General features: G+C 71.6%; 12 protein-coding genes. 8 read left to right on the top strand and 4 right to left on the bottom strand.

The genetic code is table 11. The features are described 5' to 3' along the window. Positions 1-229: 229 nt before the first annotated feature. The gene (locus ABZ562_RS24020; protein WP_361483229.1) at positions 230-2,254 is read left to right on the top strand and encodes a transposase; all 2,025 of its coding nucleotides are present in this window, start codon (positions 230-232) and stop codon (positions 2,252-2,254) included. Here the strand turns inward: ABZ562_RS24020 and ABZ562_RS24015 are convergent. Both ABZ562_RS24015 and ABZ562_RS24010 read right to left on the bottom strand, forming a co-directional pair. Beyond that, the gene (locus ABZ562_RS24015) at positions 2,251-3,153 is read right to left on the bottom strand and encodes a serine hydrolase (RefSeq protein ID WP_361483227.1); all 903 of its coding nucleotides are present in this window, start codon (positions 3,151-3,153) and stop codon (positions 2,251-2,253) included. The genes ABZ562_RS24020 and ABZ562_RS24015 overlap by 4 nt on opposite strands. Beyond that, positions 3,150-4,037 carry a LysR family transcriptional regulator gene (locus ABZ562_RS24010; protein WP_361483224.1) on the bottom strand — a complete coding sequence of 296 codons (888 nt, stop codon included), beginning with the start codon at positions 4,035-4,037 and terminating at the stop codon, positions 3,150-3,152. The genes ABZ562_RS24015 and ABZ562_RS24010 overlap by 4 nt, the downstream gene beginning before the upstream one ends. Positions 4,038-4,157: 120 nt before the next feature. Here ABZ562_RS24010 and bla point away from each other — a divergent pair, with 120 nt between their 5' ends. Beyond that, positions 4,158-5,072: a class A beta-lactamase gene (gene bla / locus ABZ562_RS24005; protein ID WP_361483221.1), complete on the top strand. Its 915-nt coding sequence runs from the start codon at positions 4,158-4,160 to the stop codon at positions 5,070-5,072. Positions 5,073-5,133: 61 nt separating this feature from the next. Here the strand turns inward: bla and ABZ562_RS24000 are convergent, their stop codons facing one another. Continuing rightward, on the bottom strand, positions 5,134-6,048 hold the full coding sequence (locus ABZ562_RS24000; protein ID WP_361483218.1) for an alpha/beta hydrolase: 915 nt from the start codon (positions 6,046-6,048) through the stop codon (positions 5,134-5,136). A gap of 276 nt (positions 6,049-6,324) precedes the next feature. Here ABZ562_RS24000 and ABZ562_RS23995 point away from each other — a divergent pair, with 276 nt between their 5' ends. Then, the gene (locus ABZ562_RS23995; protein ID WP_361483215.1) at positions 6,325-6,915 is read left to right on the top strand and encodes a TetR/AcrR family transcriptional regulator; all 591 of its coding nucleotides are present in this window, start codon (positions 6,325-6,327) and stop codon (positions 6,913-6,915) included. On the opposite strand, the gene ABZ562_RS23990 is transcribed toward ABZ562_RS23995, so the two are convergent. After that, complete coding sequence (locus ABZ562_RS23990; protein ID WP_361483212.1) at positions 6,912-7,445, bottom strand: kinase; 534 nt, start codon at positions 7,443-7,445, stop codon at positions 6,912-6,914. The two genes, ABZ562_RS23995 and ABZ562_RS23990, sit on opposite strands and share 4 nt — an antisense overlap. Before the next feature lie 135 nt (positions 7,446-7,580). Here ABZ562_RS23990 and ABZ562_RS23985 point away from each other — a divergent pair, with 135 nt between their 5' ends. The 5 genes from ABZ562_RS23985 (at position 7,581) to ABZ562_RS23965 (ending at position 12,845) form a co-directional block, all read left to right on the top strand. Continuing rightward, complete coding sequence (locus ABZ562_RS23985) at positions 7,581-8,237, top strand: GntR family transcriptional regulator (protein ID WP_361483209.1); 657 nt, start codon at positions 7,581-7,583, stop codon at positions 8,235-8,237. Between the two features lie 11 nt (positions 8,238-8,248). Further along, positions 8,249-9,151: a dihydrodipicolinate synthase family protein gene (locus ABZ562_RS23980; protein WP_361483206.1), complete on the top strand. Its 903-nt coding sequence runs from the start codon at positions 8,249-8,251 to the stop codon at positions 9,149-9,151. Next, positions 9,148-10,899, top strand: coding sequence for an L-arabinonate dehydratase (gene araD, locus ABZ562_RS23975; RefSeq protein WP_361483203.1), 1,752 nt, complete (start codon positions 9,148-9,150; stop codon positions 10,897-10,899). The genes ABZ562_RS23980 and araD overlap by 4 nt, the downstream gene beginning before the upstream one ends. A 102-nt stretch (positions 10,900-11,001) precedes the next feature. After that, positions 11,002-11,940: a sugar ABC transporter permease gene (locus ABZ562_RS23970; protein ID WP_361483200.1), complete on the top strand. Its 939-nt coding sequence runs from the start codon at positions 11,002-11,004 to the stop codon at positions 11,938-11,940. Continuing rightward, the gene (locus ABZ562_RS23965) at positions 11,937-12,845 is read left to right on the top strand and encodes a carbohydrate ABC transporter permease (protein WP_361483197.1); all 909 of its coding nucleotides are present in this window, start codon (positions 11,937-11,939) and stop codon (positions 12,843-12,845) included. Before ABZ562_RS23970 ends, ABZ562_RS23965 begins: the two co-directional genes overlap by 4 nt. Positions 12,846-12,861: the final 16 nt, after the last annotated feature.

Raw genomic sequence — 12,861 nt, 5'->3', positions numbered from 1 at the left:
ACAACTGACCGTAACTCGAACAGACTTCACGACGTTATGCCTGACGCTGACGCTGACGCTGACGCTGACGCTGACGCTGACGCTGACGCTGACGCTGACGCTGACGCTGGTCCGGGAGAGGGGGAAAGAGGTGGCGGGTCGATCACCGGCTGCTCCTGCTCCTGGGGAGGGGCGGCGGTTTCGGGGGCCGAACCGGGGTGAGGTGTGGCGGCGGGCGAAGGACGCGCCGATGTCGGTGATCCGGCTGCCGCTGGTCGTCGGCGATGCGGATGCCTGCCGCCGGGTCGAGCAGTTGTTTTCGGCGATGTGGCAGGTCAAACGTGCCCTGCAGCGTGATGCGCGGGATGTGGTGGACGTCTACTGGGCCGGTGACGTGCGGCGCGAGAACGGCGTGAAGGCCTGGCGGGCCGAACTTGGCCTGTCCCGCACCGGGCTGGAGCGGCGCGCGTATCGGCATCTGGAGCGGTCGGGGTGGCTGAGCGATCATGTGTCGAAGGCGTTGGTGATGCACCAGGCCGACGAGGTGTGGGCCGGTGTGGCCCGGCACCTGCACCCGGACGCGTCGGGGCGGCGGGCCGGACGCCCCAGGACCGGGACATGGTGGGAGTACACCCGCATCCCGGGCCGGGCACGCTCGCACACCACCGACCGCAAATGGGAGACCTTCCGCCTCCACGGCACCCTCGCCGGACACCTGGACACCTTCCAGCACCCCGCACTGCCACCATCGGTCACCACCCCCGCCCAGGCCGCCCGGCTCCTGCCGGGCATGCGAGTGCTGGCCCAGCCGCGCCGCATGCCCGCCCCCGCCCGGCCCACCGGCCGTATCCCCACCGGGACCACCGACACCACAGGCCGCCCCCGCGCCAGGGCGGCGACCTGGTTCGACCACACCGGACCGCTGACCCTCGTCTTCGCCGGAGGACCCACCGGAGGCGGGGACATCATCCTTCCAGTGCGACTGCCGCAGGGCGCCGGACGCTGGCCCTATCTGCTGCACTACCTCAACGACCCGAGCCAGTGGCACAAGGTCGACCTGGTCCGCAGACGGGATCCAGCCGCCCCGGGCGGATGGGCCTACGAGGCCCATCTGATGATCCTGGCCCCCGGCTACGCCTCCCCCACCACCCGTACCCGGCGCCGGCAGGCCGCCACAGGGCAGCGCGTGGGCGGAGTGGACGGCAACGTCTCCAACCTCGCCGTCGTCTCCCTCCCCACCACGCTCAACCCCGATGACGGCGGCGTGTGCTCCGACCGGATCACCCTGACCGAGCAGGAGCAACACGCCCTGGCTGCAGGGCGCACCAAGGCCCGGAGGCGCCAGCGCGCCCTTGACCGCTCGCGCCGCGCCACCAACCCCCAGCAGTACCAGCGCTCCCGGCGTCAAAAGGCCCGCGACGAACACCGGCAGGCAGCAGGTCTGCCCCCCAAGGCCGTCACCGTCCCGACCGGACCCCGGCGCACCACCACGACCGGAAAACCCCAACAGGCCTACCGCCGTGACACGCTCAGCACCAGCTACCGCAATCTGCGGGCGCGGCACAGTACCGCGGCCGCGAGCGCGGCCGAGGCCTCCCATCACCGCGCGAAGAAGATCGCCGCTGCTCTGGTCGCCGCCCACGGCCCGAACCTGACCATCGAGGACTGCGACATCCGCACCTGGTTCAGCCTGTGGGGCCGCGCCTGCTCCGCCACCACTCCCGGACGGCTGATCACCGCACTCGCCGCCGAGTGCACGCACGCCGGCGGACGGCTCCTGCGCGTCTCGACCTTCACCACTGCCCTGTCCCAGCATTGCCTGTGCGGCCGACGCGTACCCAAGTCCCTGCGGCAACGTACCCATCACTGTGACCCGGCCGAAGGCGGCTGCGGGCTGAAAGGCGACCGTGACCTGGTCTCCGCTGCCCTGGCTGCCTTCACCACCCTCACCGACCCCGACGTCCCCACAACCGCACGCCTGGACCACACCCGCGCCCGCACCGCCCAGATCCTCTTCACCCAAGGGCTGCAAGAAGCCCTGACCGAGTCAACCGCACCGAAGTCCGCGCCCTTGGGCTGGACCCGCGCGGCAGCCGAACCCCGCGGGAACACCCTTCCCCGGCAACGGACGGCCTCTGCTCGGCGAAATGCCGGACCCCGCACCGTGGCAACCCCGGATGAGACCCGACCCGCACCACAGCGGCCCAAGGCCCACGCCGGAACGACACGACCGCACACCGGCCGCTCCCGTACACACATACGGGATAAGTCTTAGAGCTGCCTCAAGTGGTCGCGCAGGGTGCGGGCCGCCTGGGCCATCAGGGCCTCCGCGCCGGGCTGGACGGCGGCCGGTACCTCGGACTCCGTCAGGACCGCGATGGCGAAGGACTGGCCGTCGGCGTGCTCGACCACGCCCACCTCGTGGCGGAGGTTCAGCAGGGTGCCGGTCTTGGAGGACCACTTCGTGGCGTCCGAGCTGAAGTCCGGGGCCAGGCGGTGCCGCAGGACGTTGTGGGCCATGAGGTCTCGTACGCGCTCCGCCACCTCGGGGTGGATCTTCGACGGGGTCCACAGGGCCTGGAGCAGGTCGACGTAGGAGCGGGCGCTGCCCGTGTTGGCGCGGGTCGTGTCGAGCTGTGGCACCCGGTGGCCGCGGCCGCCCGTACCGGCGCCGATGGCCAGGGCGTGGGCCAGGTGGACCTGGGCGGTGTCGAAGCGTTCCACGGGGGTGTCGGACAGTTCGTCCACGGTGTGCCGGACGGTGATGCCGCGCAGTCCCAGCTCGTGGAGGATGTCGGCGACCTGGGCGGGTGGGGTGAGCCCGAACAGCGCGTCGGCGGCCGCCCCGTCGCTCAGGCAGGTGCTCAGGTACAGCAGGTCGTCGACCGCGATCCGCGCCGGGTGGCGGAAGCGGCTCAGCCCGGTGGGGCCGGGCGTGGTGACGCGCCCGGGCGGCACGTCCAGCCGCGTCGCCCCGTCCAGCTCGCCGCGCCGGACCCGCTCCGCCGTCGCCAGCGCCAGCGGGACCTTGACCAGGGAGGCCGAGGGCAGCTGGGTGTCCGGGTCGATGCCCAGCTCCTCGCCCGTGTGCAGGTCCCGTACGAGCAGGCAGCCGCGCAGGCCGCCGTCGTGCAGCCGCTGCCGTACGTCGTGGAGCAGTGCTTCGGTGTTCACGTGGCCACCCGCCGGGTCTCGGTGCCCAGGCAGCGGGCTATGGCCTCGCCCAGGCGTGCTTCGATGTGCTGGGGACTGCCCTCCGCGGAGACGAGGGCGTAGCCGCGGGTGAGGCCGGCCAGTTCGCCCACGGGCCTCCAGTGCAGGCCGAGTTCCGCGGCCTGCGCGGGCGAGCACAGCAGCACGTCGTGGGTGCGCAGGGCCTCCGCCACGGCGGTGGTCAGGTCGGTCGCGGTGACGAGCTGGGCGGGCCACAGGCCCACCGCGTCGCGCAGCCGGGTCAGCGGATCGCGGATGTGCGGCACGTCGTCCTCCGGCTGTATCCAGACGCGCCGGGCCGGGCCGGAGGAGGCCCGGCCGACCCGCAGCGTCTCCAGGTAGACGCGCCGCACCCCGGGATCCGCGGCACCGGCCAGCCCGAGCGGCACGGACCACGCGGCGTCGTCCGGCACCACCGTGAGCAGGGCGGCATGTACGTGCTGGGTGTGGATCAGCTCCGCGCGCCGCGCCGGTGCCGCGACCCGGAGGTCCAGGGTGACGCCGAGCCCCCGCGCCTCGGCGACGAGCCGGGCGAGACCGGCCGTGGTGCAGATGCCGGGCACCGCGAGCCGCCACGGCTTGCGCTTGACGGCCTCGGCCTCGTGGAGCAGCACGTCCGCCGCCTGGACGAGCTGCCGGGCCGTCGGCAGCATGTCCCGCCCGAACGGGGTGAGCACGGCACGCCGCGACGTGCGCTCGAACAGCGGCTCACCGAAGCGCTCCTCCAGGGCGGCGACGCGACGGCTGGCCACCGGCTGGGACATCCCGGCAGCCGCCGCCCCCACGGTGAAACTGCCGTACTCGCTCACGCTGACGAACGCACGGCATGCCCCGACGAGATCCACAACCCGGAACCCTATGCCAGATCGGCATGAAGTGGCGCGTGAGGGTATTGGACCGCATGAGTGCCCGGCCACGAAGGTGTTCGCAACTCACCGCCCGACAACGGCCCTTGGAGGTCCCCCATGCGGTTCACCCGTGCCCGCCGCACCGCACTCGGCGCTCTCGCAGCGCTCGCCCTCGTCCCGCTCGTGGCCTGCGGGCAGGGCACCGCCACGGCCTCGTCGCCCACCGCGGCGTCCGCCACCGCCACGAAGACGTACACCGGCGAACTCAAGGACCTGGAGCGCGAGTTCGACGCCCGGCTCGGCCTCTACGCCATCGACACCGGCACCGGACGCGAGGTGGCCTACCGGGACGGTGAGCGCTTCGGCTTCCACTCCACGCACAAGGCGCTCTCCGCCGGGGCCGTGCTGCGCCGGTACTCGCTCGGCGGGATGGACAAGGTGATCACGTACTCCCGTGACGACCTGATCGACAACTCGCCCATCACCGAGAAGCACGTCGACACCGGCATGACCCTGCGCGAGCTGTGCGACGCCGCCGTCCGCTACAGCGACAACACCGCGGCCAACCTGCTGTTCGACGCCATCGGCGGGCCCAAGGCCCTCCAGCGCGAGGTCAGGAGGCTCGGCGACGACATCACCCGGATGGACCGCGTCGAGCCCGACCTGAGCCGGTGGACCCCGGACGAGACGCGGGACACCACCACCCCGCGGGCACTGGCCAAGGACCTGCGCGCCTTCGTCCTCGGCGACGTCCTCCGCAAGCCCGAACGCGCCCAGCTGGCGACGTGGCTGCGGACCAACACCACCGGGGACGACGTCATCAGGGCCGGGGTGCCGGGGGGCTGGGTGGTCGGCGACAAGACGGGGAGCGGCTTCGGCTACGGCGCCCGCAACGACATCGCCGTGGTGTGGCGCCCCGGCGCCGCGCCCATCGTCATGGCGGTCCTGACCAACCGCGACGAGGAGGACGACGCGCACGACGACAAGCTGATCGCGAAGGCGGCGTCCGTGGTCGCCGACACCCTGTCCTAGGCGATCGATCCCAGGGCCGGCGGCTGCGAGGGCGTCGTGGCCGCCGTGCCCCTGGGTGGCGTCAGTCGCCGTTGGCGATGAAGTCGGCTATCGCGGCAGCGACGGCTTCGGGCTGCTCGTCGGGGATGAAGTGCCCGGCGCCGGGCACGCCGACCCCGGTGGTGTTGTCCGCCCACGGGCTGATGGAGGCCGCCATGTCCGGGATGGAGCCGTGGCTGCTGGATATTCCGAGGATGGGCACGGTCAGGTGCCGCCGGTTGAGCGCCTGGTGGTTCTTGCGCGCCGACTCGGCGGCGTCTCGGTAGTAGGCGAGGGAGGCGCGGAGGCCGCCGTCGGCGGCGAGGGCCGCCGCGTAGTGGTCGAGGTCGGCGTCGTCGAATGTGCCGGGATCGAGGGCCTTCGTCTTCAGGAACCAGCCGACGTACTCCCGTTCGCGGCCGGCGAGCAGGGTCTCGGGCAGATCGGGCACGAGGTGGAACGCGAAATGCCAGGTCTTCCACGCCCGGGCCGGGTCGGTGGGAATCGTTTCCGGGAGGGTGATGCCGGGAATCCCGGCGTCGAGCAGGGCGACCCCGCGCAGGTGGCTTTCGTGGTCGAGGGCGAGGGAGAACGCGACCCAGGCGCCGATGTCGTGGGCGGCCAGCCAGTAGGCCGGCACTCCGAGTGCCGTGACCGCGGCGTGGACGTGGGCGGCGACCGTGTGGGTGTCGTAGCTGCGCTCCGGGCGCTCGGAGTGGCCCTGGCCCGGTAGGTCGATCGCGATGACGCGGAACCGGCCGGCGAGGATGGGCATGACCTTTCGCCAGGCCCGCCAGGTTTGCGGGAACCCGGCGAGCAGGACGACGGCCGGGCCGGCGGGCTGCCCGCCTTCGACGGCATGAAGGCGGACGCCGTCCGCGTCGACCCAGCGGTGGGTGAATCCGGCCAGGTCGTGCAGGGGCAGGTCGCGGACGGGGTTGCTTCCGGAGACGGTCATGGGGTCCTCCATCGGGGGTCGGGGTGTGCTGGTCCGTCCCGGCGGCGGCCAGGGGCGAGAGTCCTCCGGCCTGAGGTCCCGGCGGCTGCGGCGCGGAGGACGGCCAGGCCGTCGGCGAGCGCGAATCCGAGGGTGCTGACCTGCCGCGCTGTCTCCTTGTGCGAGGGACGCCGGGTCATGATCACGCCCAAAGGCTAGCACATCTTGAACCAATCAGTTCAAGATAGGGTGACGGGCAGCATCCGGAACACCGACGCACCGGCAAGGAAGTGCCACGTGGCAGGCAAGAAGCAGTTCGACATGGACGCGGCGCTCGACGCCGCGATGATCCAGTTCTGGCGCGCCGGCTACGCCGACACCTCACTCGACGACTTGTCCCGGGCGACCGGCCTGAACCGCAGCTCGATCTACTCCTCGCTCGGCGACAAGGACGCGCTGTTCCTGCGCTGCCTGGAGCGCTACGCCGCGCGCTACGGCGACAAGTACGACGCCGCCCTGTCGTGTGCGGCCTCCGAGCCCCTTGCGGCTGTCCGCGCGTTCTTCGACGTCACCCTCGAGCGCATCGCCGATCCCGAACTGCCCGATGGATGCCTGATCGCCCAGTCGGCCATGGCGATTCCGGTGCTGAGCCCGGCCGTCGCGACGCACGCCAGGCAGGCCCTCGGCTTCCAGCGCCTGCGCCTGCGCGCCGCGCTGAAGGCCGGCCGGCTGACCGACCAGGACGCCGAGACCTTCGCCGTACACGCGGCGGCCGTGAACCAGTCTCTCGCCGTCATGAGCAGAGCCGGGGCGAACCCGGCACAGCTCCTGGCCATCGTGGACGTGACCGTTGACGCGCTCTCGCGGGCGTTGCGCGCGCGCGACTAGTCCGTTCGCCGTGGGTCGCCCAGCCCCGCGTCCCGCAAGATCCGGTCCACCGTCTCGTCGAGCCCGCTTGCCGCCGGGATCACGGATTCGGTGCCGCCCGGCAGCAGGTCCAACGGGCGGTACCAGCCGCGCAGCTCCGCCTCGCCGTACTCGGCCGCCTGCGGCTTCGTGGCGTGGCGGCGCACCGTCTCGTCGAACGGCACGTCGAGGTAGTACGCGTGGGTTCGGCCCCGGTGGTCCTCGCGCAGGACGTCGAGCATCGGGCCATAGTGGGCGGCGTGCAGGATGCCCTCGACCACCACGTGGTAGCCGTGGTCGAGGGCGTAGCGGGCGACCGTGTCGATCAGGCCGATGTTCGCGCCGCCCGCGACGTCCCGCTCGCGCAGGACGTCGCGGCGCAGCGCGTCCTGGCCGACCAGCGCGAGGCCCCGTCCGTGGCGGGCACGCAGCCCGGCGGCGATGGAGGACTTGCCGGAGGCGGAGTTGCCCCGCAGCAGGATCAGGCGTGTCGTCGGGGATCCCGTTAGCACCTCGATCACGTTACCGGCAATGGAACGTGAAGTTTCGTCAGGACCGTTGACGAATCCCCGGGGCCGCCCTAACTTCATCGCGTCGTACTTCGTACGTCATATATGAGACGCGATACGTGAGATCTGAGAGACACCATGGACATCGCCCCCAGCCCGATTCCGTCCCGTACCCAGTACGTGCTGGAAGCGGTCAAGCACGCCATCCTCACGGGACGGCTGCGGCCGGGGCAGCCGCTCGTCGAGACCGAGCTGGCGGCTCAGTTCGGGGTGTCGAAGACGCCGGTGCGGGAGGCGCTGAAGACCCTGGCGGGCCGGGGGCTGGTGGTGATGAGCGAGTACAAGGGCGCGACCGTGCGGACCGTCGACACCGCGATGGCGCGGGCCGTGTACGACGTACGGCTGCTGCTGGAGCCCGAGGCGCTGCGGCGGACCGTCACCGCGCGGGCGAGCCTGGCGGCGGCGGGGGCCGCGCTGGAGCGGTCGGACGCGGCGGCCGACCCGGCCGGCCGGTCGCTGGCCAACCGGGACTTCCACCGCTCGCTCTACCTCCCGTGCGGCAACCCGCTGCTGACCCGGATGCTCGACGAACTGCGCGACCAGGCCGCGCTGGTGTCGGCCGTCGCCTGGCAGGCGGTGCCGTCCTGGGACCGGGAGGCGCGGGAGCACCGGGAGATCCTGGCCCGCGCGCTCGACGGCGATGCCGACGGGGCCGCCCGCGCGCTGCACCACCACATCTCCTCCTTCGTCGAGCGGGCCTTCCCGGACCCGGACACCGACGCGAACAAGAACTAGAGAGGCCCCGCATGGACTTCACACCGCTGAGAACCGCGCTGGCGGACGTCGTGGCGATCCCGGTGACCCCGTACGACGCCACGGGCGCCGTCGACCGGGACACCTACCGCGCCCTGCTGCGCCGGCTTCTCGACGGCGGCGTACGGGCCGTCACCCCGGGCGGCAACACCGGGGAGTTCTACGCCCTCACGCTGGAGGAGCGCCGGCTGTGCACCGAGCTGAGCGTCGAGGAGGCGGGCGACCGGGCCGCCGTGGTGGTGGGAGTCGGGCAGGACGTGGCGACGGCGGTGGCCGCCGCGCGGCACGCCCGGGAGGCCGGGGCCCGGATGGTGATGGTGCACCAGCCGGTGCATCCGTACGTGTCCCAGGACGGCTGGGTCGACTACCACCGCGAGATCGCGGAGGCGGTTCCGGAGCTGGGCGTGGTGCCGTACCTGCGCAACCCGCTGATCGAGGGCGCGGCGCTGGCGGGGCTCGGCGAGGCGTGCCCGAACGTGATCGGCGTGAAGTACGCGGTCCCGGACGCGGCCCGCTTCGCGGCCTTCGCGCGGGACGCGGGGTTCGACCGGTTCGTCTGGGTGGCCGGGCTGGCCGAGCTGTACGCGCCCTCGTACTGGTCCGTCGGCGCCACCGGCTTCACCTCCGGGCTGGTCAACGTCGCCCCGAAGCTGTCGCTGGACATGCTGGGCGCGTTGCGCGCCGGGGACTACGCGGCGGCGATGAAGGTGTGGGAGCAGATCCGGCCGTTCGAGGATCTGCGGGCCGCCCGGCAGTCGGCCAACAACGTGACCGTGGTGAAGGAGGCGCTGGCCGCGCTCGGCCTGTGCCGCCGCGACGTCCGTCCGCCGAGCCGGCTGCTGCCGGAGCCGCACCGAGCCGAGGTGGCCGCGCTGATACAGGGGTGGGCGCTGTGAGCGGCCCCCACGCAACCGGAGGCCGCCCGCGCAGGAGACCGGAGGAGCTGCGCAGCCACCGGTGGTACGGCGCCGAGGGGTTACGCACCTTCAGCCACCGGGCCCGCACCCGCCAGCTCGGCTATCTGCCCGAGGAACACCTCGGCAAGCCGGTCATCGCGATCCTCAACACCTGGAGCGACATCAACCCCTGCCACGTCCACCTGCGCGACCGCGCCCAGGCGGTCAAGCGCGGGGTCTGGCAGGCGGGCGGCTTCCCCCTCGAATTCCCGGTCTCCACCCTCTCCGAGACCTTCCAGAAGCCGACTCCGATGCTGTACCGGAATCTGCTGTCCATGGAGACCGAGGAGCTGCTGCGCTCCTACCCGGTGGACGGCGCCGTGCTGCTCGGCGGCTGCGACAAGTCCACCCCGGCGCTGCTCATGGGCGCCGCCACCGCCGATCTGCCGACCGTCTTCGTGCCCGCCGGGCCGATGCTGCCGGGGCACTGGCGCAACGAGGTGCTGGGCTCGGGCACCGACATGTGGAAGTACTGGGACGACAAGCGGGCCGGGCTCATCGGCGACTGCGAGATCGCCGAGCTGGAGCAGGGCATCGCCCGCTCGCCCGGCCACTGCATGACCATGGGCACCGCCTCCACGCTGACGGCCGCCGCCGAGGCGCTGGGCGTGACCCTGCCGGGCGCCTCGTCCATCCCGGCCGTCGACTCCGGGCACGAGCGGATGGCCGCGGCCTCCGGGCTGCGCATCGTCGAGCTGGTGTGGCAGGACCTCAAGCTGTCGGAGATCCTGACCCGGGAGGCGTACGAGGACGCGGTCACCACCGTGCTCGCGCTCGGCGGCTCCACCAACGCGGTCATCCACCTGATCGCCATGGCCGGGCGCTCGGGGGTGCGGCTCACCCTGGACGACTTCGACCGGATCGCCCGCACCGTGCCCGTCCTCGCCAATCTGCGGCCCGGCGGCCGGTATCTGATGGAGGACTTCCACTTCGCCGGGGGACTGCCCGGCTTCCTCTCCCGGCTCACCGACCGGCTGCACCTGGACCGGCCCACCGCCGCCCACGCCACCCTGCGCGAACAGCTCGACGGCGCCCTCGTGCACAACCCGGACGTCATCCGGCCGCGCGACAATCCGCTCGCCGAGGAGGGCGGGGTGGCGGTGCTGCGCGGCAACCTGTGCCCGGACGGCGCGGTCATCAAGCACATCGCCGCCGATCAGCACCTGCTGAAGCACACCGGGCCCGCCGTCGTCTTCGACGACTACAAGACGATGCAGGCCACCATCAACGACCCCGGCCTCGGCATCACCGAGGACACCGTGCTGGTGCTGCGCAACGCCGGTCCGCTCGGCGGGCCCGGCATGCCCGAGTACGGCATGCTGCCCATCCCCGACCACCTGCTGAAGAAGGGGGTGCGGGACATGGTGCGGATCTCCGACGCCCGGATGAGCGGCACCAGTTACGGCGCCTGCGCGCTGCACATCGCCCCCGAGTCGTACATCGGCGGGCCCCTCGCCCTCGTCCGCGACGGCGACCTGATCACGCTGGACGTCGCGGCGCGGATGCTGCGGCTGGAGGTGGACGACGCCGAGCTGGAGCGGCGCCGAGCGGAATGGACGGCACCGCCGCCCCGCTACGGGCGCGGCTACGGGGCGCTCTACCAGGATCAGATGACCCAGGCCGACACCGGCTGCGACTTCCGCTTCCTGGCCCGGGACGGCGCGGTGCCGGAACCGTACGCGGGCTGAGCGCCCCGCGACTTTCGACCGGAAAATTTTTGCACGGTATCTCGAACGACGTACGGAAAGCGCTTCCATTCCGCGCTTCCCCCTGAGAACGGAGTAGCAGTCATGGCCGACGCCGTGGCGAAACAACCCCGGGTCGCCCCCCGGGGCACCCGGCGCCGTACGGGGGCGACACCACGCCGCCTCCCGTACCTGCTGATCGCCCCCGCCGGGCTGCTGATGCTGGGCTTCATCGCCTATCCGATGCTCAGCGTCCTCTACTACAGCCTGCAGAACTACAACGTCACCAAGCCCTGGCGGAACGGCTACGCGGGCTTCGAGAACTTCACCCGCATCTTCACCGACGACCCGCAGTTCTGGGACGCGCTGACCTTCAGCGGCAAATGGGTCGTCACCGAGGTGCTGCTGCAACTCGTCCTCGGCGTCGCGCTCGCGCTGCTGGTCAACCAGACCTTCATCGGACGCGGCATCGCCCGCGCCCTGGTCTTCTCGCCGTGGGCCGTCTCCGGGGTGCTGACCACCACCATCTGGATGCTGCTGTACAACCCGTCGACCGGCATCAGCCGCTACCTCGCGGACGCCGGGATCGGTACGTACGGCACCTCCGTGCTCTCCGACACCGGCACCGTCTTCTGGGCCGCCGTCCTGGCCGAACTCTGGCGCGGCGTGCCCTTCTTCGCCATCCTCATCCTCGCCGACCTGCAGTCCATCCCCAAGGACCTGTACGAGGCGGCCTCGGTCGACGGCGCCGGGCGGGCGCGGCAGTTCTTCCACATCACGCTGCCGCACCTGAAGGACGCCATCGTGCTGTCGACGCTGCTGCGCGGGGTGTGGGAGTTCAACAACGTCGACCTGCTCTACACCCTCACCGGCGGCGGCCCGGCCGGGCAGACCACCACGCTGCCGCTGTATGTCGCCAACACCGGGATCAACGGCCACGACTTCGGCTACGCCTCCGCGCTGACCACCGTCGCCTTCGTGATCCTCCTCTTCTGCTCGATCCTCTATCTGCGCCTGAGCAAGTTCGGAGGCGACACCAAGTGACCGCCGTGACTGCGGAACAGGACCACCGGTCCGAGGCCGCCCCCGCAGCCCCCGTCCCGCCCGCCGCCTCCGGCAGGCGGCGCGGACGCCCGCTCGACGACGGCGTACCGCGCTGGCAGATCTACGCACCGCTGGGCCTGTATCTGCTGTTCACCCTCGTCCCCTTCTACTGGATGCTGCTCTTCGCGCTCCGCCCGGCGGGCTCGACCTCGCTGGTGCCGTGGCCGGTCACCGGGGAGCACTTCGCGAAGGTCTGGAACGAGCGCGCCTTCGGGACCTTCTTCCAGAACAGCATGATCGTCGGCGTCGCGTCCCTGGTGATGACGACCGTGGTCGCGCTCGCGGGCGGCTACGCGCTCGCCCGCTTCGACTTCCGCGTCAAGAAGGGCTTCATGCTGGCCCTGCTCGCCTCGCAGTTCATCCCGGGCGCGCTGATGCTCGTACCGCTCTTCGAGATCTTCAAGAACCTCCAGATGATCAACTCGCTGGGCAGCGTGATCATCGCGGAGACCGTCTTCCAGCTGCCCCTGTCCATCATCCTCATCAGCGGCTTCATCAAGAACGTGCCGGTCTCCCTGGAGGAACAGGCCTGGGTGGACGGCTGCGGGAGGCTGCGGGCCTTCTGCGCGGTGGTGCTGCCGCTGCTGCGGCCGGGCCTGATCGCGGTCGGCTCCTTCGCCTTCGTCCACAGCTGGAACCACTTCCTGTTCGCGCTGATGTTCCTCAGCTCGCAGGACACGCAGACCATCCCGGTCGGCCTCAACACCCTCATCGGCGCCGACAGCGTCGACCTGGGCGCCCTCGCGGCCGGTGGCGTGATCGCGGCGGTGCCGGTCGTCATCGTCTTCGCCTTCATCCAGAAGTGGCTGATCACCGGCTTCAGCGCGGGCGCCGTCAAGGGCTGACCCAGGTCACTGTTTC

This window comes from Streptomyces sp. NPDC019937, assembly GCF_040631655.1.
GTDB lineage: Bacteria > Actinomycetota > Actinomycetes > Streptomycetales > Streptomycetaceae > Streptomyces.
This window is presented reverse-complemented; position numbering and strand designations above follow the sequence as displayed.

Bases quoted from the DNA above. Each gene is read 5' to 3' on its own strand.
- ABZ562_RS24020 (WP_361483229.1), top strand. From the start codon at position 230: ATGTCGGTGATCCGGCTGCCGCTGGTCGTCGGCGATGCGGATGCCTGC.
- bla (WP_361483221.1), top strand. From the start codon at position 4,158: ATGCGGTTCACCCGTGCCCGCCGCACCGCACTCGGCGCTCTCGCAGCG.
- ABZ562_RS24000 (WP_361483218.1), bottom strand. From the start codon at position 6,048: ATGACCGTCTCCGGAAGCAACCCCGTCCGCGACCTGCCCCTGCACGAC.
- ABZ562_RS23985 (WP_361483209.1), top strand. From the start codon at position 7,581: ATGGACATCGCCCCCAGCCCGATTCCGTCCCGTACCCAGTACGTGCTG.
- ABZ562_RS23980 (WP_361483206.1), top strand. From the start codon at position 8,249: ATGGACTTCACACCGCTGAGAACCGCGCTGGCGGACGTCGTGGCGATC.
- ABZ562_RS23970 (WP_361483200.1), top strand. From the start codon at position 11,002: ATGGCCGACGCCGTGGCGAAACAACCCCGGGTCGCCCCCCGGGGCACC.